Annotated in this window: 29 protein-coding genes; 1 reads left to right on the top strand and 28 read right to left on the bottom strand. The window is 57.4% G+C overall.

Annotation, left to right across the window (positions count from 1 at the left end; genetic code table 11):
* The first annotated feature begins 508 nt into the window (after positions 1-508).
* Positions 509-1,271 (top strand): IS5 family transposase gene (locus ACT6QG_RS05020; RefSeq protein WP_444976482.1). Its coding sequence is split into 2 segments (ribosomal slippage): positions 509-835 and positions 837-1,271, totalling 762 coding nucleotides; the frame shifts between segments, so codons are not numbered across the junction.
* 477 nt (positions 1,272-1,748) lie between these two features.
* On the opposite strand, the gene rplQ is transcribed toward ACT6QG_RS05020, so the two are convergent.
* From rplQ to ACT6QG_RS05160, 28 genes are all read right to left on the bottom strand, one after another.
* A complete protein-coding gene (rplQ, locus tag ACT6QG_RS05025; RefSeq protein ID WP_444976483.1) occupies positions 1,749-2,168 on the bottom strand; it encodes a 50S ribosomal protein L17 in 420 nt (139 codons plus the stop codon).
* Positions 2,169-2,243: 75 nt separating this feature from the next.
* Positions 2,244-3,266, bottom strand: a complete 1,023-nt coding sequence (locus ACT6QG_RS05030; protein WP_444976510.1) for a DNA-directed RNA polymerase subunit alpha — start codon at positions 3,264-3,266, stop codon at positions 2,244-2,246.
* Positions 3,267-3,402: 136 nt separating this feature from the next.
* Entirely contained in the window at positions 3,403-3,792 is a 390-nt protein-coding gene (gene rpsK, locus ACT6QG_RS05035; RefSeq protein WP_444976511.1) for a 30S ribosomal protein S11, read from the bottom strand.
* Positions 3,793-3,897: 105 nt separating this feature from the next.
* Positions 3,898-4,266 carry a 30S ribosomal protein S13 gene (gene rpsM, locus ACT6QG_RS05040; protein WP_444976484.1) on the bottom strand — a complete coding sequence of 123 codons (369 nt, stop codon included), beginning with the start codon at positions 4,264-4,266 and terminating at the stop codon, positions 3,898-3,900.
* Positions 4,267-4,476: 210 nt separating this feature from the next.
* A complete protein-coding gene (locus tag ACT6QG_RS05045; protein ID WP_444976485.1) occupies positions 4,477-5,058 on the bottom strand; it encodes an adenylate kinase in 582 nt (193 codons plus the stop codon).
* A complete protein-coding gene (secY, locus tag ACT6QG_RS05050) occupies positions 5,058-6,392 on the bottom strand; it encodes a preprotein translocase subunit SecY (RefSeq protein WP_444976486.1) in 1,335 nt (444 codons plus the stop codon). Before secY ends, ACT6QG_RS05045 begins: the two co-directional genes overlap by 1 nt.
* A gap of 184 nt (positions 6,393-6,576) precedes the next feature.
* Complete coding sequence (gene rplO, locus ACT6QG_RS05055) at positions 6,577-7,062, bottom strand: 50S ribosomal protein L15 (protein ID WP_444976487.1); 486 nt, start codon at positions 7,060-7,062, stop codon at positions 6,577-6,579.
* Positions 7,063-7,072: 10 nt separating this feature from the next.
* Positions 7,073-7,261: a 50S ribosomal protein L30 gene (gene rpmD / locus ACT6QG_RS05060; protein ID WP_444976488.1), complete on the bottom strand. Its 189-nt coding sequence runs from the start codon at positions 7,259-7,261 to the stop codon at positions 7,073-7,075.
* A 29-nt stretch (positions 7,262-7,290) separates the two neighbouring features.
* Positions 7,291-7,848: a 30S ribosomal protein S5 gene (gene rpsE / locus ACT6QG_RS05065; RefSeq protein WP_444976489.1), complete on the bottom strand. Its 558-nt coding sequence runs from the start codon at positions 7,846-7,848 to the stop codon at positions 7,291-7,293.
* 17 nt (positions 7,849-7,865) lie between these two features.
* Positions 7,866-8,228, bottom strand: a complete 363-nt coding sequence (gene rplR / locus ACT6QG_RS05070; RefSeq protein WP_444976490.1) for a 50S ribosomal protein L18 — start codon at positions 8,226-8,228, stop codon at positions 7,866-7,868.
* Between the two features lie 12 nt (positions 8,229-8,240).
* Positions 8,241-8,825 carry a 50S ribosomal protein L6 gene (gene rplF / locus ACT6QG_RS05075; RefSeq protein WP_444976491.1) on the bottom strand — a complete coding sequence of 195 codons (585 nt, stop codon included), beginning with the start codon at positions 8,823-8,825 and terminating at the stop codon, positions 8,241-8,243.
* Positions 8,791-9,189: a 30S ribosomal protein S8 gene (gene rpsH, locus ACT6QG_RS05080; protein WP_444976492.1), complete on the bottom strand. Its 399-nt coding sequence runs from the start codon at positions 9,187-9,189 to the stop codon at positions 8,791-8,793. Before rpsH ends, rplF begins: the two co-directional genes overlap by 35 nt.
* Positions 9,190-9,199: 10 nt before the next feature.
* Positions 9,200-9,505 (bottom strand): 30S ribosomal protein S14, encoded by a 306-nt coding sequence (gene rpsN, locus ACT6QG_RS05085; RefSeq protein WP_444976493.1) that lies wholly within the window; start codon positions 9,503-9,505, stop codon positions 9,200-9,202.
* A 105-nt stretch (positions 9,506-9,610) separates the two neighbouring features.
* Positions 9,611-10,168 carry a 50S ribosomal protein L5 gene (gene rplE / locus ACT6QG_RS05090; RefSeq protein WP_444976494.1) on the bottom strand — a complete coding sequence of 186 codons (558 nt, stop codon included), beginning with the start codon at positions 10,166-10,168 and terminating at the stop codon, positions 9,611-9,613.
* Positions 10,161-10,478, bottom strand: coding sequence for a 50S ribosomal protein L24 (gene rplX / locus ACT6QG_RS05095; RefSeq protein WP_444976495.1), 318 nt, complete (start codon positions 10,476-10,478; stop codon positions 10,161-10,163). Before rplX ends, rplE begins: the two co-directional genes overlap by 8 nt.
* The gene (rplN, locus tag ACT6QG_RS05100; RefSeq protein WP_121625641.1) at positions 10,478-10,846 is read right to left on the bottom strand and encodes a 50S ribosomal protein L14; all 369 of its coding nucleotides are present in this window, start codon (positions 10,844-10,846) and stop codon (positions 10,478-10,480) included. Before rplN ends, rplX begins: the two co-directional genes overlap by 1 nt.
* Positions 10,847-11,047: 201 nt before the next feature.
* The gene (gene rpsQ / locus ACT6QG_RS05105; protein ID WP_444976496.1) at positions 11,048-11,296 is read right to left on the bottom strand and encodes a 30S ribosomal protein S17; all 249 of its coding nucleotides are present in this window, start codon (positions 11,294-11,296) and stop codon (positions 11,048-11,050) included.
* 7 nt (positions 11,297-11,303) lie between these two features.
* Positions 11,304-11,516 carry a 50S ribosomal protein L29 gene (rpmC, locus tag ACT6QG_RS05110; RefSeq protein ID WP_444976497.1) on the bottom strand — a complete coding sequence of 71 codons (213 nt, stop codon included), beginning with the start codon at positions 11,514-11,516 and terminating at the stop codon, positions 11,304-11,306.
* Between the two features lie 10 nt (positions 11,517-11,526).
* The gene (gene rplP / locus ACT6QG_RS05115) at positions 11,527-11,940 is read right to left on the bottom strand and encodes a 50S ribosomal protein L16 (RefSeq protein ID WP_444976498.1); all 414 of its coding nucleotides are present in this window, start codon (positions 11,938-11,940) and stop codon (positions 11,527-11,529) included.
* A 29-nt stretch (positions 11,941-11,969) separates the two neighbouring features.
* Complete coding sequence (rpsC, locus tag ACT6QG_RS05120; RefSeq protein ID WP_444976499.1) at positions 11,970-12,695, bottom strand: 30S ribosomal protein S3; 726 nt, start codon at positions 12,693-12,695, stop codon at positions 11,970-11,972.
* Positions 12,695-13,075 (bottom strand): 50S ribosomal protein L22, encoded by a 381-nt coding sequence (gene rplV, locus ACT6QG_RS05125; RefSeq protein WP_238121339.1) that lies wholly within the window; start codon positions 13,073-13,075, stop codon positions 12,695-12,697. Before rplV ends, rpsC begins: the two co-directional genes overlap by 1 nt.
* A gap of 6 nt (positions 13,076-13,081) precedes the next feature.
* On the bottom strand, positions 13,082-13,360 hold the full coding sequence (rpsS, locus tag ACT6QG_RS05130; protein WP_444976500.1) for a 30S ribosomal protein S19: 279 nt from the start codon (positions 13,358-13,360) through the stop codon (positions 13,082-13,084).
* An 11-nt stretch (positions 13,361-13,371) separates the two neighbouring features.
* On the bottom strand, positions 13,372-14,205 hold the full coding sequence (gene rplB / locus ACT6QG_RS05135; RefSeq protein WP_444976501.1) for a 50S ribosomal protein L2: 834 nt from the start codon (positions 14,203-14,205) through the stop codon (positions 13,372-13,374).
* Positions 14,206-14,228: 23 nt separating this feature from the next.
* Positions 14,229-14,537: a 50S ribosomal protein L23 gene (locus tag ACT6QG_RS05140; RefSeq protein WP_444976502.1), complete on the bottom strand. Its 309-nt coding sequence runs from the start codon at positions 14,535-14,537 to the stop codon at positions 14,229-14,231.
* Positions 14,534-15,154 carry a 50S ribosomal protein L4 gene (gene rplD / locus ACT6QG_RS05145; RefSeq protein ID WP_444976503.1) on the bottom strand — a complete coding sequence of 207 codons (621 nt, stop codon included), beginning with the start codon at positions 15,152-15,154 and terminating at the stop codon, positions 14,534-14,536. Before rplD ends, ACT6QG_RS05140 begins: the two co-directional genes overlap by 4 nt.
* On the bottom strand, positions 15,154-15,879 hold the full coding sequence (gene rplC / locus ACT6QG_RS05150) for a 50S ribosomal protein L3 (protein WP_444976504.1): 726 nt from the start codon (positions 15,877-15,879) through the stop codon (positions 15,154-15,156). The genes rplD and rplC overlap by 1 nt, the downstream gene beginning before the upstream one ends.
* A gap of 22 nt (positions 15,880-15,901) precedes the next feature.
* Entirely contained in the window at positions 15,902-16,210 is a 309-nt protein-coding gene (rpsJ, locus tag ACT6QG_RS05155; RefSeq protein WP_012113701.1) for a 30S ribosomal protein S10, read from the bottom strand.
* 78 nt (positions 16,211-16,288) lie between these two features.
* Positions 16,289-16,428, bottom strand: a 140-nt coding sequence (locus ACT6QG_RS05160; RefSeq protein WP_507237415.1) for an EF-Tu C-terminal domain-related protein, incomplete at its 5' end; no start/stop codon positions are given.

A 16,428-nucleotide genomic window follows, 5' to 3' on the forward strand; every position in this document is an offset into this window, starting at 1 on the left:
TGGCAGCCGCCGCTCCTTCCTGAAGCCTGCATGATGAGATGCAGGCTTGAAATCGCGCGGGCGTGTGAGAGCGGAGAAGACCCTGCGGAATGCTCCGCCCCCCTATGGCCAGAGATAAAAGATCTCGGCCCGCCGAAGCTGGGCAAAGGGTGTCGAAAATAATCCGTGTACCGAGGCTCGCGGAGTGATCTGCATCGCATCCCTTTTGTAAGGGGCGCTGAAGGCGCGGCATCCTGTTACGGCTGGGTTCTAAAAGTCTGATTTTAAGCTATCGCGCACTTATAGAGCGCATGAGATGCGCTTTGGCTGAGACCATGGCTGCGGCCATATTGGTCCAAATGCTATCCTCACACATCAATCTGATGAAAACCTGAGCATTATGTATGCAGGTTTTCCTATGTTCCTGCATGAGCATAAGTGCGGGACCAGTGAGAGCACTAGGGTCGAAACCCAATTGATGTTGCGTGATCAGCGGGGGTCTGATTCCTTGTTGTCCGGAGGTGTTCGGATGGCAAGGAAGCGGGACGTTTATTGGCTGTCGGATGCGGAGTGGGAAGCGATCCAGCCTCACCTTCCCACCGGCCGGCGTGGAGCGCGACGAGTGGATGACCGCCGGGTAATCTCAGGCATTATGCACATGCTGCGCTCGGGCGGTCGCTGGAAGGATTGCCCAGCGGTCTACGGTCCTTCCACGACGATCTACAATCGCTGGAACCGCTGGAGCCGTCAGGGCGTGTGGGAACGGATCTTCTATGCCCTGACCGGTTCGACGGGCGTGTTCACCGGGTCAGTGGATTCCACCCACATCAAGGCTCATCGCTCGGCGGCAGGCGCAAAAGGGGGCTTGTCATCATGCCATTGGCACCTCGCGCGGCGGTCGCACGACCAAAATCCACGCGTTGAGCGACGATATCGGCCGTCCTGTTGCTTTCGCGCTCACACCCGACAATGCTCACGATCTCGCGGGCGCCAAAGCGTTGCTCGCGATCCGCTGTCCCAGCCACAAGCTGCTGGCCGACCGTGCCTATGATGCCGCAAGCCTGCGCGACTGGCTCACCGGGCGGGGAACAGAACCCGTCATTCCGCCCAATCCCACGCGCAAGAACCCACACGCCTACGACCGCAATGCCTATCGCGGCCGAAACCTCATCGAGCGCATGTTCTGTCGGCTCAAAGACTTCCGCCGCATCGCAACCCGATACGACAAATGCGCAGACATCTTCATGTCCGCCCTCTGCCTCGCCGCCGCAATCACTTGGTGGACAAATTGAGTCTCGACCCTAGAGTGCCTTATGCAAGTCACCAAAGATATTTTCCTCAATTCCGCAGGAAGAGGCATAGGATGTGTGGAAGAGCTGTCCCCGCAGCACTTCCCGGCTCCCCTTAAGTAGGCACGGGCCTGCTCAGCTTGCCTTACCTACGCCACCAGAGATTGGTGCTCATTCAGCTTCAGGTGTCTGTAAGCCGGAGAAATCAGTAGGGACTTTCCACAAGCCGAGGTCGCATCATCTACATCTTGGATGATCGGTTTATCAAAAAACTGGTTTTAATGGGCAAGCCTCTATCTGCCCCTGCTCACGACAGCAGGCAATCAGCTTCACCTCGCCCCATCTCCAGATGCCAAGAAGCACCCCAGCATCGGCCCGCCCGGCAGAATCTCTCCAGACCCGCCCCGTAAAAAAAACCAAAAAGAAAAAGGGGCGGCAAAAGCCACCCCTTTCCAAAAGCATAGAATCCACAACCTGAAATCAGGCTGCTTCTGCCTCTTCAGCAGCAAGACGCGCACGATCAGCAGCACCCTTTGCCTCGACGTCGCGATCAACAAACTCGATCACTGCGACAGGAGTGCAATCACCATAGCGGAAGCCCGCTTTGATGATGCGGGTGTACCCACCGGGACGCTCCTTGTAGCGGGGCGCCAGAACATCGAACAGCTTGCGAACGATGGCCGGATCACGCAACTCGGCAATAGCCTGACGGCGCGCATGCAGATCACCACGACGCGCAAGCGTCACCAGCTTCTCGACGACAGGGCGAAGATCCTTCGCCTTCGGAAGCGTGGTCACAATCTGCTCATGCGTGATAAGCGCACTCGCGAGATTGGCGAACATCGCCTTGCGATGTTCCCAGGTGCGGTTGAATTTACGATGTACCTTGCCGTGACGCATGACGGCGAACTCCTAAATGGTTACGGCGAGCGAGCCGAATGATTGAGCGGCTCGAGCCGCAAACAGGTTCTTTGGTCAGAAGTGCTCTTCAAAGCGCTTGGCAAGCTCTTCAATATTCTCTGGCGGCCAACCGGGCACTTCCATACCCAGATGCAGGCCGAGAGAAGCAAGCACTTCCTTGATCTCGTTCAGCGACTTCCGACCGAAGTTCGGCGTGCGGAGCATCTCCGTCTCGCTCTTCTGAATCAGGTCGCCGATATAAACGATATTATCGTTCTTCAGGCAGTTGGCCGAACGGACCGAAAGCTCAAGCTCATCAACCTTCTTCAGAAGCGCCGGGCTGAAGGGCAGCGTCTGAATGGCGGTTGCCTCGCTTTCACGCTTGGGCTCTTCGAAGTTGACGAAGATCTCAAGCTGGTCCTGAAGAATACGTGCGGCATAAGCGAGCGCATCTTCAGCCGAAATCGAGCCACAGGTCTCAATCTGCATGGTCAGCTTATCATAATCAAGAATCTGCCCTGCACGGGTATTCTCAACCTTGTAAGAGACCTTGCGCACCGGAGAATAAAGACTGTCGATCGGGATAAGGCCGATAGGAGCATCTTCAGGACGGTTCCGGTCAGCCGGAACATAGCCCTTGCCCGTATCAACGGTGAACTCGATGCGCAGTTCCGCGCCCTCATCAAGGGTGCAGATCGGCAACCCCGGGTTCAGCACCTGGATGTCGCCCACAGTCTGAATGTCGCCAGCGTACAGGACACCGGGACCAACCTTCTTGGCGATCATCCGCTTGGGGCCATCGCCCTGCATCTTGATCGCCACATCCTTCACATTGAGGATGATATCCGTAACGTCCTCTCGCACACCAGGAATCGAGGAGAACTCATGCAGCACACCGTCAATATGAATAGACGTGACAGCCGCACCCTGGAGTGAAGACAGGAGAACGCGACGCAGAGCATTGCCCAGCGTCATGCCAAACCCGCGCTCAAGCGGCTCGGCAACCACTGTTGCAAAACGCTGAGGGTCCTGTCCGGGAACAACCTGCAGCTTTTCGGGCTTGATCAGCTCTTGCCAATTCTTCTGAATCACTTGCATCACCTTGTGTTCTCGCCGAGCCAGAGTCCGAACCGAAGTGGTCAACCTCTAGTGGAAACGTTGGCCCGTCCCATGCGGGAGGAGAAACCGGGCAGAAGACCCGCGGACCATTGCGGATCTGCGGGTGGAGAGCGGATCAGACGCGCCGACGCTTGCGCGGGCGGCAACCATTATGCGGAATCGGGGTCACATCACGAATGGAAGTCACCAGAAAGCCTGCGGCCTGAAGCGCACGCAGAGCAGACTCACGCCCGGAACCCGGACCCGAAACCTCGACCTCCAACGTCCGCATGCCGTGCTCAGCCGCCTTGCGACCAGCATCTTCGGCAGCGATCTGGGCAGCATAAGGCGTGGACTTACGCGAGCCCTTGAACCCCATCGCACCAGCAGACGACCAGGAAATGGTATTTCCCTGCGCATCAGTAATGGTGATCATCGTGTTATTGAACGATGCATTCACATGCGCAACGCCAGATGCAATATTCTTACGCTCGCGACGACGAATACGAGCTGCTTCTTTAGCCATCACATAATCCTTCAAGCGCGCCCGTAACTCCAGGCGCTCGGGATGATCCAAACAGACCATAAAAGAACCTGGCCGGAAAACTTTCCGACCAGGAACGAACTAGACCTACTTCTTCTTGCCAGCGATCGGCTTGGCCGGGCCCTTGCGCGTACGCGCATTGGTGTGGGTGCGCTGACCACGAACCGGGAGACCACGACGATGGCGAAGACCACGATAGCAACCAAGATCCATCAGACGCTTGATGTTCATGGCAACTTCACGGCGCAGATCGCCCTCGACCAGATAGTCGCTATCGATGGTCTCGCGGATCTGCAGGATTTCCTGGTCGCTGAGCTGGTTGACGCGACGATCAGAAGCGATACCGACCTTCTCGACAATCTCATTGGCATTCTTCGGGCCAATGCCATGAATATACTGAAGCGCGATCACAACGCGCTTGTTGGTCGGAATATTTACACCAGCAATACGAGCCACAGTCTTCTCCATATGAATGGCTGAAACAGCCAGAAAACCTGCGTCCGGTGGAGGCCGGCCCCTGCAGGACAAAGAACGCACAAGGACAACAGAACCAAGCACGCTATAGGGAACAAGGCCCCTCCCCTATACGACTCAAAACACCGAGTCAAGATCAAGGGAAGAGGCCTTATATCGAAAATTAACCTTGAGAAGGATCCTCTCCGGCAACTACTTGCCCAGCACCTCATCAAGAGAGGAGGACACCTCATGGATGGGCTTCATGCCATCAATCCGCTGAAGCTGCCCCTTCTTGTGATAATAAGGTGCAACGATAGACGTATCGCGGTTATAGGCCTCAAGTCGTGTCTTGAAGACCTCGGGGTCATCATCCTTGCGAACTGCTTCACCCTTGGCCTGCGCTTCTGCGGCACGGTTCAGGATGCGATTGACCAGCTTGTCCTGATCAACCACAAGCTCAACCACAGCATCAAGCTCAAGACCCTTCTCTTCCAGAAGTCGGTCAAGTGCCTCAGCCTGCGCAACCGTGCGGGGAAAGCCGTCAAGAATGAAACCATTCTTTGCATCAGGCTCGGCAATTCTGTCCGCAATGATCCCGATGACGATCTCGTCTGAAACAAGACCACCAGACTCCATGACGGCCTTTGCCTGAAGGCCGATAGGAGTACCGGCCTGAACAGCAGCCCGGAGCATGTCACCGGTAGACAGCTGGACGATATTATGGCGGTCCACAAGACGCTGGGCCTGTGTACCTTTTCCTGCGCCAGGCGGCCCCAACAGAACCAATCTCATTATTTTCTCCTCCCCCCGCGCAGCTTGGCCTTCTTGACCAGACCTTCATACTGATGGGCCAAAAGGTGTCCCTGAACCTGCGCGACCGTATCCATGGTGACGCTTACAACGATCAGCAGCGAGGTTCCTCCGAAATAGAACGGAAGCGCCGCATAGGAAATCAGCATTTCGGGGAATAGACACACTGCAGCAATATAGGCCGCACCGACAACGGTTATACGCGTCAGCACATAGTCAATATATTCCGCAGTCCGCTCACCAGGACGAATCCCGGGAATGAACCCCCCATGCTTCTTGAGGTTATCGGCTGTCTCGACAGGATTGAACACGATAGCCGTATAAAAGAAGCAGAAGAACACGATCAGCAGAACGTACAGCGCCATATAGAGCGGCTGTCCGTGCGCCAAAAATGACGAGATGGACTGCAGCCACGAAGGACCGTCATTCTGCGTAAAGCTCGCAACCGTGGTCGGGATCAGAAGCAGAGAAGATGCAAAAATCGGAGGAATAACGCCCGACGTATTGAGCTTCAGGGGAAGATGGGATGACTGCCCCTCATAAACCTTATTGCCAACCTGACGCTTGGGATACTGGATCAGCAAACGGCGCTGCGCCCGCTCCATGAAAACGATGAAGGCGATAACCAGAATGGCCACGATCAGAGCGGACAGAATCACAACCGTGGAAATGGCACCTTCACGGCCAAGCTCAAGCGTTCGAATGAACGCGCCCGGCAGCTCAGCCACAATGCCACCGAAAATGATGAGAGAGGTACCATTGCCAATGCCGCGCGAGGTGATCTGCTCACCCAGCCACATCAGGAACATCGTGCCGCCGGTCAGCGTAATCACAGTGGTGATACGGAAGAACCAGCCCGGATCGGCAACAACATTCCCAGAACTCTCCAGCCCGATCGCAATACCGTAGGCCTGGAAAACAGCGAGAACGACTGTCAGATAACGGGTATACTGGTTGATCTGCTTGCGACCAGCCTCACCTTCCTTCTTCAGTGCCTCAAGCGTTGGCGAGACACTGGTCAGGAGTTGAATGATAATCGATGCGGAGATGTAAGGCATAATGTTCAGGGCGAAAATCGCCATACGCTCGACAGCGCCACCCGAGAACATGTTAAAGAGCCCGATAATACCACCCTGGGCGTTCTTAAACACCTCAGACAGGGCATCAGGGTTGATGCCCGGCATGGGGATGTAAGTGCCAAGTCGGTAAATAATAAGGGCACCCAACGTGAACCAAATACGCTTCTTGAGCTCATCAGCCTTGCCGAGAGCGCTGAAGTTGAGGTTCGCCGCGAGTTGTTCCGCCGCTGAGACCATGCCTTGCTCCGATAGATGCCACACAAGATGGCTCTGATTATGGGCGAGGCTCACAGCATCAGGAGCAGCATCGCATCGCCCATAGTGCTCATATTAGGTCATATCTAATATGGAAAGGACGAACTGCTCGGCGAATGCCGCGCCGCGCACAGAAAATGGCCGGGCAAATGCCCGGCCAATTATATCAGACCTGATCGCTTTCGGCTTCCAAGGGAAGCTGTGCGATAACCTTTCCACCAGCTGCCTCAACTGCTGCAGTAGCAGTACGGGTGGCGTACACGACATCAAGGGTCACGGCAGACTTGATCTCACCGCTTCCAAGCAGACGGATACCCGCCTTGGGGCGACGCACAACGCCGGAAGCAACAAGTGCTTCGACATTGATCGGCTGGCTTGCATCAAGCTTGCCGGCATCAATGGCCGTCTGAATACGCCCCAGGGAAACTTCGTTATAGTCAACCCGGAAAATATTATTGAAGCCACGCTTCGGCAGACGCCGATAGACGGGCATCTGACCGCCCTCAAACCCCTTGATGGCAACGCCAGCACGGGACTTCTGACCCTTCACACCGCGTCCACCGGTCTTGCCCTTACCGGAACCGATGCCGCGGCCAACCCGCATACGCCCCTTACGGGCGCCGGGATTATCATGGATTTCATCGAGCTTCATGCTCAGCTCCTCACTCGCCCTCGACCACGCGGACGAGATGGGCCACCTTCGCGATCATCCCGCGAACGGCCGGCGTATCCTGAAGAGTGGAGCGGCGATGCCGCTTGTTCAACCCCAGCCCGATCAGCGTTGCACGCTGGTAGGACGGACGGCGGATCGGGGAACCGACCTGCTCCACTGTGATGGTTTTCTCGCTCATGGCGCGTTCCTGTCTTTCAGTCACGCTGCTCAATCAGTCGCTTCCGCGTCTTCGACGCGACGGCGGGATTGAAGCTGCGAAACCTTGATGCCACGACGCGCAGCAACTGAACGCGGGCTATCCTGGTTCTTCAGGGCATCAAAAGTTGCCCGGACCATGTTGTAGGGGTTGGAAGAACCGAAGGACTTCGCAACCACATCATTCATGCCGAGGGTCTCGAAGACAGCGCGCATCGGACCACCTGCGATGATACCGGTACCAGCAGGAGCTGCACGAAGAATGACCTTACCGGCACCGTGGTGACCATGCACGTCGTGATGCAGGGTGCGCCCCTCACGAAGAGGAACGCGGATCATCGAACGCTTGGCGCTCTCAGTTGCCTTGCGAATGGCTTCAGGAACTTCACGGGCCTTGCCGTGACCGAAACCAACCCGACCCTTCTGGTCACCCACCACAACAAGGGCAGCGAAGCCGAAACGACGGCCACCCTTGACAACCTTTGCAACGCGATTGATGTGAACAAGCTTGTCCACAAACAGGTTATCGCGATCCTCGCGCTCCTGGCGCGGCTCCCTCTCACGGGCCATATCTGCTCGTCCTCGCGTCAGAACTGAAGGCCGCCTTCGCGGGCGCCCTCAGCGAGCGCCTTGACGCGCCCATGATAAATATAAGCTCCGCGATCAAACACAACAGAGGTTACCCCCTTCGCCTGAGCACGCTCGGCCACCAGCTTCCCGATAACACGGGCAGCCTCGGTGTCCGCACCAGTCTTGAGCGAGGACTTCAGATCCTTTTCAAGGCTGGAGGCCGCTGCAAGAGTAACACCGTTCTTGTCATCGATGACCTGAGCATAGATATGCTGAGAGCTGCGATGAACAGAAAGGCGCGGACGGCCATTGGCTGCAGCGCGAATAGCCCTGCGCACCTTGGCCTTGCGGCGCTGAACCGCATCAAGATCCTTAGCCATGGTCCGCCTCCATCACTTCTTCTTGCCTTCCTTACGGAAGATAAATTCACCCGCATACTTCACACCCTTGCCCTTATAGGGCTCCGGCGGACGGAACTTGCGGATTTCAGCGGCGACCTGACCAACCTGCTGCCGATCCATACCCGACACGACAATTTCTGTCGGCTTGGGGGTAGCGATCTGGATCCCTTCCGGGATGGCATAAAGAACATCGTGGCTAAAGCCGAGGGAGAGATTGAGATTCTTGCCCTGCACAGCCGCCTTGTAACCGACGCCCGTGATTTCAAGCTTCTTCTCAAAGCCCTTGGTAACACCGTCAACAATGTTCGCAACGAGAGTCCGCGAAAGACCCCACATGGAACGATGACGGGCAGATTCGCCATTCATGGAAATCAGCAGCTCGGATCCTTCGATCTTGGCTGCAATTTCCTCAACCAGGGTCACTTCAAGAGCGCCCTTGGGTCCCTTCACCTTCACCGTCTGACCGTCGAGCGTGGCAGTCACACCAGCGGGAATGGCGACGGGAAGCTTGCCGATTTTCGACATTTCTTTCTCCTTCGCCTCAGAACACGGTGCAAAGAACTTCGCCACCAACATTCTTGTCGCGCGCTTCGTGGTCAGCCATCACACCCTGAGGCGTGGAGACAACCGCGATGCCGAGACCGTTGGCAACTCGGGGCAAATTCTTCACAGAAGCATAAACCCGGCGGCCCGGCTTCGACACACGAGAGATCTCGCGGATCACCGGAAGGCCATCGAAATACTTCAGTTCAATTTCAAACTCGCTCCGGCCATTTCCATGGTCGGTCGCAGTGTAACCGCGGATATAACCTTCATCACGCAGCACATCGAGAACGCTCGCGCGCAGACGGGACCCCGGAGTAGAGGTCTTCACCTTGCGACGCAGCTGCGCATTACGAATGCGAGTGATGAGATCGCCAATAGGATCATTCACAGACACGGCGCTCTCCTCACCAGCTCGACTTGACGAGACCGGGGACAACCCCCTGATTGCCAAGCTCACGCAGGGCAACACGGCTCATCTTCAGCTTGCGGTAGAACGCACGCGGACGACCGGTCACTTCGCAACGGTTACGCACCCGAATGCGCGCGCCATTGCGCGGCATTTCGGCGAGCTTGAGCGTCGCCTGGAACCGCTCTTCCAGCGGAATGCTCTTGTCATTCACGATCGACTTGAGACGGGCGCGCTTCGCCGCCTGGTTCATCACCAGCTTGCGACGGCGCTCATTCGTCTCGATCGCGCTTTTCTTCGCCATCTTTTGCTCCTGTTCTCCGCGTCTGAGAGTGGCAGCCACATCTCACGGCCGGAAAATCTTCAACGCATTTTCTGCAAAACGCACATCAGATATGAAAATATCCGATCACTGACGGAACGGGAAGTTGAAGGCCTTCAGCAGCGCCCTCGCCTCTTCGTCAGTCTTTGCACTCGTGCAGACAATAATATCCATACCCCAGATCTGCTCCACGCGATCATAATTGATCTCGGGGAACACGATATGCTCCTTGATACCCATGGCATAGTTGCCACGTCCATCAAAGCTCTTGGGGTTCAAGCCGCGGAAGTCACGAACGCGGGGAAGCGCAATCGTCACCAGGCGATCAATGAACTCATACATCCGCGTCTTGCGCAGAGTGACCTTGGTGCCAACAGCCTGGTTCTCGCGCAGACGGAAGTTCGAAACGGCCTTGCGGGCACGCGTCAGAACGGGCTTCTGTCCGGCGATGAGCGCCAGATCGGCAGCAGCATTTGTCACCTTCTTGGTGTCAGCGGTTGCTTCACCAACACCCATATTGATGACAATCTTCTCGATCGTCGGAACCTGCATCGGGTTTGCATACCCGAACTGTTCCACCATCTTCTGGCGCACCACGTTATCGTAATGCGTACGAAGCTTGGGAATATAAAGTTCCTCAGCCATCGATCTTCTCCCCGGAGCGCTTGGCCACACGGACCTTGCTTCCGTCTTCCAGCACCTTGAAGCCAACGCGGGTCGGCTTGCCGTCCTTGGGATCGGCGATGGCAACATTAGACAGATGGATAGGAGCCTCCTTGGAGATGATCCCACCCTCCTGGCTTTGCGTCTGGCGCTGATGCCGCTTGACAATGTTCACGCCGCGAACGAGCGCACGCTCTTCCTTCGGCATGACCTGAATGACTTCGCCGGTACGCCCCTTATCGCGACCGACGAGAATGACGACCTTGTCGCCCTTCTTGATCTTAGCGGCCATCACAGAACCTCCGGCGCCAGCGAAATAATCTTCATGTGATTCTTGGCGCGAAGTTCACGCGGAACCGGCCCGAAAATACGGGTACCAACCGGCTCCTTGTTGTTGTTGATCAGCACAGCCGCATTCTTGTCGAAACGGATCACCGAACCATCAACACGACGAATGTCCTTGGCGGTACGAACCACCACGGCCTTCATCACATCACCCTTCTTAACACGGCCACGCGGAATGGCTTCCTTGACGGACACAACAATGATGTCGCCAACGTGAGCATATTTCCGCTTGGAGCCGCCAAGCACCTTGATGCACATAACACGACGCGCGCCGGAATTGTCCGCCACGTCGAGATTGGTCTGCATCTGGATCATGACGCACCTGTTCTCGTCATCCGGCACAGCCGGTAAACCGGCATTGCCTCAACCCTTGTTCACCGCGCCCGCTCATCGGAACACGGAAACGTCGCGATGCGGTCTCCACTCCAGCCTTCAATGCGAAGATGGACGGACCCAGCATCGGAACGAATCTCTCACCCGGATGCTCATACCCGGATGAGAGAAAATTTCAAGACCTTAAACTTCAGCGCGCTTCTCACCCTGGACAACAATCCAGTTTTTCAGCTTCGAAATCGGCCGATGCTCTTCAATCCAAACCGTATCGCCAACCTTCCAAGAGTTCTGCTCGTCATGAGCATGATACTTCTTGGAACGACGAACCGTCTTTTTCAGCAGCGGATGAGTGAAGCGACGCTCCACCCGGACCACAACGGTCTTGTCCGTCTTGTCGCTCACCACGACGCCCTGGAGCATGCGCTTCGGCATCGCTTCCTCACTTCGTCTTCTGAGCCGGAACACCGGCTCGATTCTGGTTCTGCACAGTCTTGATCCGCGCAATATCACGACGGATCTCTCCAGACCGTGCCGTGTTTTCCAGCTGCCCGGTGGCCTTCTGGAAGCGCAGATTGAACTGCTCTTTCTTCAGCTTCAGCAGCTCATCGGCGAGCTGATCGGGGCTGAGGGCCCGAACGTCCTCGGCTTTCATGAGCCTCTCCTCACTCGGCGATGCGCTGAATAAAGCGCGTCTTGATCGGCAGCTTGGCTGCGGCAAGAGTCAGCGCCTCACGGGCCAACTCGACACTCACGCCGTCGATCTCAAACATGATGCGGCCAGGCTTGATCTTGGCCGCCCAGTACTCCGGTGAACCCTTGCCCTTACCCATACGCACTTCGGTCGGCTTGGCCGACACCGGAACGTCAGGGAAAACACGGATCCATACGCGACCGGCACGCTTCATGTGACGGGTCATGGCACGACGCGCGGCTTCGATCTGACGCGCCGTCACGCGTTCCGGCTCCATCGCCTTCAGGCCGAATTCACCGAAATTGAGTTCCGTACCGCCCTTCGCGACACCGTGAATACGGCCCTTGAACTGCTTGCGGAACTTCGTGCGCTTGGGTTGCAACATGGCTTAATCGCCTTCTTTCTCGTTGGCCGTCAAGCGCGATCGCGGTCACCACGCTCGCGCCGCTGGGGGCGAGAGGAGGGGCCAGCTTCAGCTTCAGCCAGGCGCTTGTCCTGCGCCATCGGGTCATGCTCCAGGATCTCACCTTTGAAGATCCACACCTTGACACCGCAAGTGCCATAAGTGGTGAAGGCGGTTGCAGTACCGTAATCCACGTCAGCGCGCAAGGTGTGCAGCGGAACGCGACCTTCACGATACCACTCGAGCCGGGCGATTTCCGCACCGCCGAGACGGCCAGAGCAGTTGATACGAATGCCTTCGGCACCCAGACGCATCGCGGACTGCACGGCGCGCTTCATGGCGCGACGAAATGCCACACGACGCTCAAGCTGCTGGGCAATCGATTCAGCGACAAGACGCGCATCGATTTCGGGCTTCCGAATCTCGACGATGTTGATGAAGACTTCCGAGTTGGTCATCTCGGAGACCTTCTTGCGCAGCTTGTCGATGTCCGCACCCTTCTTGCCGATAACCACACCCGGACGAGCCGAGTAGATGGTCACGCGGCACTTCTTGTGCGGGCGCTCGATCACGACCTTGGACACCGCGGCCTGACGCAGATGCTTCAGCAGCATCTGGCGGATCTTGATGTCCTCGTGCAGGAGGCGGCCATACTCACCCTTGTTCGCGAACCAGCGCGAATCCCAGGTGCGGTTGATGCCGAGCCGAAGCCCGACTGGATTGACCTTCTGACCCATCAGGCCCGCTCCTCGACTTCCCGAACCACGATGGTGATGTGGGAAAAGGGCTTCTCGATGCGAGATGCACGGCCACGAGCACGCGGCGAAAACCGCTTCATGACCAGACCCTTGCCCACATGCGCCTCAGCGACGATCAGATCGTCCACATCGAGCTCATGATTGTTTTCGGCATTCGCAATTGCGCTTTCGAGGCACTTCTTCACATCGCGCGCAATGCGCTTGTGGGAGAACTCGAGATCCGCAAGAGCGGTCGCCACCTTCTTGCCGCGAATGAGACCCGCGACCAGGTTAAGCTTCTGAGGGGAAACGCGCAGATTGCGCGCAACCGCCTTCGCCTCATTGTCCGCGAGAGCCCGCGGCTTTGCCTGCTTACCCATGGCCTATCACCGCCGCTTCGACTTCTTGTCGGCCGCATGTCCGTAATAGGTACGGGTCGGAGCGAACTCTCCGAACTTGTGGCCGATCATTTCTTCGGTAACCGCAACAGGCACATGCTTCTGCCCGTTATAGACACCAAAGGTTAAGCCCACAAACTGGGGCAGGATGGTGGAGCGCCGGCTCCAGATCTTCACAACGTCCCTGCGGCCAGACGCTTGTGCAGCGTCTGCCTTCTTGAGCAGGTAACCGTCGATGAAGGGCCCCTTCCAAACCGAACGAGTCATGTGTCAGGCCCTCACTTCTTCCGCTTGTGGCGGCTGGACACAATAAACTTGTCCGTCGCCTTGTTGTTGCGGGTCCGCTTGCCCTTCGTGGGGAAGCCCCAGGGCGAAACCGGGTTACGACCGCCAGACGTACGACCTTCACCACCACCGTGGGGATGGTCGACAGGGTTCATCGTCACACCGCGGTTATGCGGCTTGCGACCCAGCCAACGGTTACGACCAGCCTTGCCGAGTGCGGTGTTCATGTGGTCTGGGTTCGAAACCGCACCCACAGTCGCATAGCACGCACCATGGACAAGACGCTGCTCGCCAGAGTTCAGGCGAACGATGACATAACCATGGTCACGACCCACAATCTGAGCGTAAGTCCCGGCGGAACGGGCAATCTGCCCACCCTTGCCTGCCTTCAGCTCCACATTATGAACAATCGTACCAACCGGCAGGCTGGAGAGCGGGCCGGCATTACCCGGCTTCACGTCAACCTGTTCACCGGCAATCACCTGATCACCCACTGCAAGACGCTGCGGGGCCAGGATATAGGCCAGATCACCATCCTCATACTTGAGAAGAGCAATGAAGGCCGTACGGTTCGGATCATATTCGATCCGTTCAACAACCGCGGACACGCCGCGCTTGTTGCGCTTGAAATCCACCAGGCGGTAGCTCTGCTTGTGTCCACCGCCACGGAAACGCACCGTGATGCGTCCGTTATTGTTACGGCCACCGGAAGAATGCTTTCCTTCCGTGAGGCTCTTAACCGGCTTGCCCTTGTAAAGGCCAGAGCGGTCCACGATCACGAGCTGGCGGAGGCCCGGCGTGACCGGCTTGAAATGCTTCAGCGCCATGGTCTTATCCCGTTCCCTTCAGCTCACAGGCCCGTGGTGATGTCGATCTTCTGGCCCTCTTCGAGGGTCACAACCGCCTTCTTGACATCACTCTGGATGCCACGACGGCCGCGGAAGATCTTCACCTTGCCCTTGCGGACCAGCGTGTTGACACTCTTTACCTTCACGTCAAAGAGCTTCTCGACCGCTTCCTTGATAAGGGGCTTGGTCGCTGTCTTTGCAACGTTGAAGACAACCTTGTCCTGTTCGCTTGCGGTGGTCGCCTTTTCGGTGATCACCGGCGAAAGGATCACGTCATAATGACGTGGCTCGATATTGCGCGCGGAACTCATTTGAAGCGCGCCTCCAGCGCGTCAACAGCGGCCTTGGTCAGGACCAACGTGTCGCGACGCAGAATGTCATACACGTTGATGCCCTGGACAGGCAGAACGTCGACATAAGGAAGGTTGCGTGCGGCCAGAGCCACATTCTCTTCCACCTGCGCCCCGTCAACGATCAGCACCGACGCCCAGCCAAGCTGTGCGAAGCGCTCCTTCAGGGCCTTGGTCTTCGGATCGGCGAGCGACACATTGTCGACCACCACGATGCTGTCTGCCTTCACCTTGGAAGACAGGGCATGCTTGAGAGCGAGGGCACGCACCTTCTTGGGCAGGTCAAAAGCGTGAGAACGCACGACCGGCCCGAAAGCACGACCACCACCCCGGAACTGGGGAGCAGAAGCGGCGCCATGACGGGCATTGCCCGTGCCCTTCTGCTTGTACATCTTCTTCGTTGTCCGGTTGATCTCCGAACGACCCTTGGTACGATGCGTACCCGCCTGACGGCGAGCCAGCTGCCAGGTCACGCAACGGTGCAGGATATCCGCACGCGGCTCCAGACCGAAGATGTCGTCGGACAGAGTGACCGAACCGGCATCAGCGCCATCGAGCGTCTTGACGGCGATTTCCATCACGCGCCCTCCTCATTGGTGGCTACAGGAGCAGCCTCGGCAGCAGCCTCACCCAGACGGAACGAACCGGGCTTCGGCGCATCCTCAGGCAGGCGCTTCTTCACGGCATCACGAACGGTGATCCATCCGCCAGCATGGCCGGGAACGGCACCTTCAACCGCGATCAGCCCACGCTCCACATCGGTCATCACGACCTTCAGGTTCTGCGTGGTGACAGTCACGTCACCCATGTGGCCAGGCATCTTCTTGTTCTTGAAGGTCTTGCCAGGATCCTGGCGACCACCCGTCGAACCAATGGAGCGATGCGAAATGGACACACCGTGAGAAGCACGAAGACCACCAAAATTGTGGCGCTTCATACCACCGGCGAAGCCCTTACCAACCGTGGTGCCGGTGACATCAACATACTGGCCCACAACGAAGTGGTCAGCAGTGATCTCGGCGCCGACGGGAATCAGGGCTTCTTCGGGCACACGGAACTCGACCACCTTCTGCTTCGGCTCAACCTGAGCCACAGCGAAGTGACCGCGCTCTGCGCGCGTGGTGTTCTTCGGCTTGCGACGGCCAGCACCGAGCTGCACCGCGACATAACCATTATTATCGAGCGTACGGTGGGCAACCACCTGGCAGCTCTCGACTTTCAGCACAGTGACCGGAACATGTTCACCGGCATCGGTAAAGATGCGGGTCATGCCGACCTTCTGGGCGATGACGCCTGACCTCATGGTCGTGTCTCCTCGCCTCTTCTCAAAGCTTGATTTCAACGTCGACACCGGCGGCCAGGTCGAGCTTCATGAGCGCGTCCACGGTCTGAGGTGTCGGATCAACGATATCGAGCAACCGCTTGTGAGTACGCATCTCAAACTGCTCACGCGACTTCTTGTCGATGTGCGGAGAGCGATTCACGGTGAACTTCTCGATCCGCGTCGGCAGCGGAATCGGGCCGCGCACCTGCGCACCCGTGCGCTTTGCCGTGGCGACGATCTCACGCGTCGACGCATCGAGGATGCGGTGATCGAATGCCTTTAGGCGAATTCGAATGTTCTGGCCGTTCATGGCTCAAAGGCTCCGGGAATGAGGAACGCGTGCACGGATTTCAAACCGTGCAACGCGATCCCGTTCTTTTTGTTCAAATCACTCGATGATGGCGGCGACGACGCCGGCGCCAACGGTACGGCCACCCTCACGGATAGCGAAGCGCAGCTTCTCTTCCATGGCGATCGGCACGATCAGCGCAACATCCATCGACACGTTATCGCCGGGCATCACCATTT

The sequence above is a fragment of the Haloleucobacter ellipsoideus genome (assembly GCF_052491725.1).

Excerpts from the sequence above, each read along its gene's own strand:
- rplP (WP_444976498.1), bottom strand. The coding sequence starts at position 11,940 with ATGTTGCAACCCAAGCGCACGAAGTTCCGCAAGCAGTTCAAGGGCCGT.
- rplX (WP_444976495.1), bottom strand. The coding sequence starts at position 10,478 with ATGGCCGCTAAGATCAAGAAGGGCGACAAGGTCGTCATTCTCGTCGGT.
- rplF (WP_444976491.1), bottom strand. The coding sequence starts at position 8,825 with ATGTTGGTGGCGAAGTTCTTTGCACCGTGTTCTGAGGCGAAGGAGAAA.
- rpsJ (WP_012113701.1), bottom strand. The coding sequence starts at position 16,210 with ATGAACGGCCAGAACATTCGAATTCGCCTAAAGGCATTCGATCACCGC.
- rplD (WP_444976503.1), bottom strand. The coding sequence starts at position 15,154 with ATGGAAATCGCCGTCAAGACGCTCGATGGCGCTGATGCCGGTTCGGTC.
- rpmD (WP_444976488.1), bottom strand. The coding sequence starts at position 7,261 with ATGAGCGAGAAAACCATCACAGTGGAGCAGGTCGGTTCCCCGATCCGC.
- ACT6QG_RS05140 (WP_444976502.1), bottom strand. The coding sequence starts at position 14,537 with ATGAGTTCCGCGCGCAATATCGAGCCACGTCATTATGACGTGATCCTT.
- rplQ (WP_444976483.1), bottom strand. The coding sequence starts at position 2,168 with ATGCGTCACGGCAAGGTACATCGTAAATTCAACCGCACCTGGGAACAT.
- rplV (WP_238121339.1), bottom strand. The coding sequence starts at position 13,075 with ATGGGTAAGCAGGCAAAGCCGCGGGCTCTCGCGGACAATGAGGCGAAG.
- secY (WP_444976486.1), bottom strand. The coding sequence starts at position 6,392 with ATGGTCTCAGCGGCGGAACAACTCGCGGCGAACCTCAACTTCAGCGCT.
- rplO (WP_444976487.1), bottom strand. The coding sequence starts at position 7,062 with ATGAAGCTCGATGAAATCCATGATAATCCCGGCGCCCGTAAGGGGCGT.
- rpmC (WP_444976497.1), bottom strand. The coding sequence starts at position 11,516 with ATGAAAGCCGAGGACGTTCGGGCCCTCAGCCCCGATCAGCTCGCCGAT.
- ACT6QG_RS05045 (WP_444976485.1), bottom strand. The coding sequence starts at position 5,058 with ATGAGATTGGTTCTGTTGGGGCCGCCTGGCGCAGGAAAAGGTACACAG.
- rpsC (WP_444976499.1), bottom strand. The coding sequence starts at position 12,695 with ATGGGTCAGAAGGTCAATCCAGTCGGGCTTCGGCTCGGCATCAACCGC.
- rpsN (WP_444976493.1), bottom strand. The coding sequence starts at position 9,505 with ATGGCGAAGAAAAGCGCGATCGAGACGAATGAGCGCCGTCGCAAGCTG.
- rplE (WP_444976494.1), bottom strand. The coding sequence starts at position 10,168 with ATGGCTGAGGAACTTTATATTCCCAAGCTTCGTACGCATTACGATAAC.
- rpsE (WP_444976489.1), bottom strand. The coding sequence starts at position 7,848 with ATGGCCCGTGAGAGGGAGCCGCGCCAGGAGCGCGAGGATCGCGATAAC.
- rpsQ (WP_444976496.1), bottom strand. The coding sequence starts at position 11,296 with ATGCCGAAGCGCATGCTCCAGGGCGTCGTGGTGAGCGACAAGACGGAC.
- rpsK (WP_444976511.1), bottom strand. The coding sequence starts at position 3,792 with ATGGCTAAAGAAGCAGCTCGTATTCGTCGTCGCGAGCGTAAGAATATT.
- rpsS (WP_444976500.1), bottom strand. The coding sequence starts at position 13,360 with ATGACTCGTTCGGTTTGGAAGGGGCCCTTCATCGACGGTTACCTGCTC.
- rplN (WP_121625641.1), bottom strand. The coding sequence starts at position 10,846 with ATGATCCAGATGCAGACCAATCTCGACGTGGCGGACAATTCCGGCGCG.
- rplR (WP_444976490.1), bottom strand. The coding sequence starts at position 8,228 with ATGGCTAAGGATCTTGATGCGGTTCAGCGCCGCAAGGCCAAGGTGCGC.
- rplC (WP_444976504.1), bottom strand. The coding sequence starts at position 15,879 with ATGAGGTCAGGCGTCATCGCCCAGAAGGTCGGCATGACCCGCATCTTT.
- ACT6QG_RS05030 (WP_444976510.1), bottom strand. The coding sequence starts at position 3,266 with ATGCAAGTGATTCAGAAGAATTGGCAAGAGCTGATCAAGCCCGAAAAG.
- rplB (WP_444976501.1), bottom strand. The coding sequence starts at position 14,205 with ATGGCGCTGAAGCATTTCAAGCCGGTCACGCCGGGCCTCCGCCAGCTC.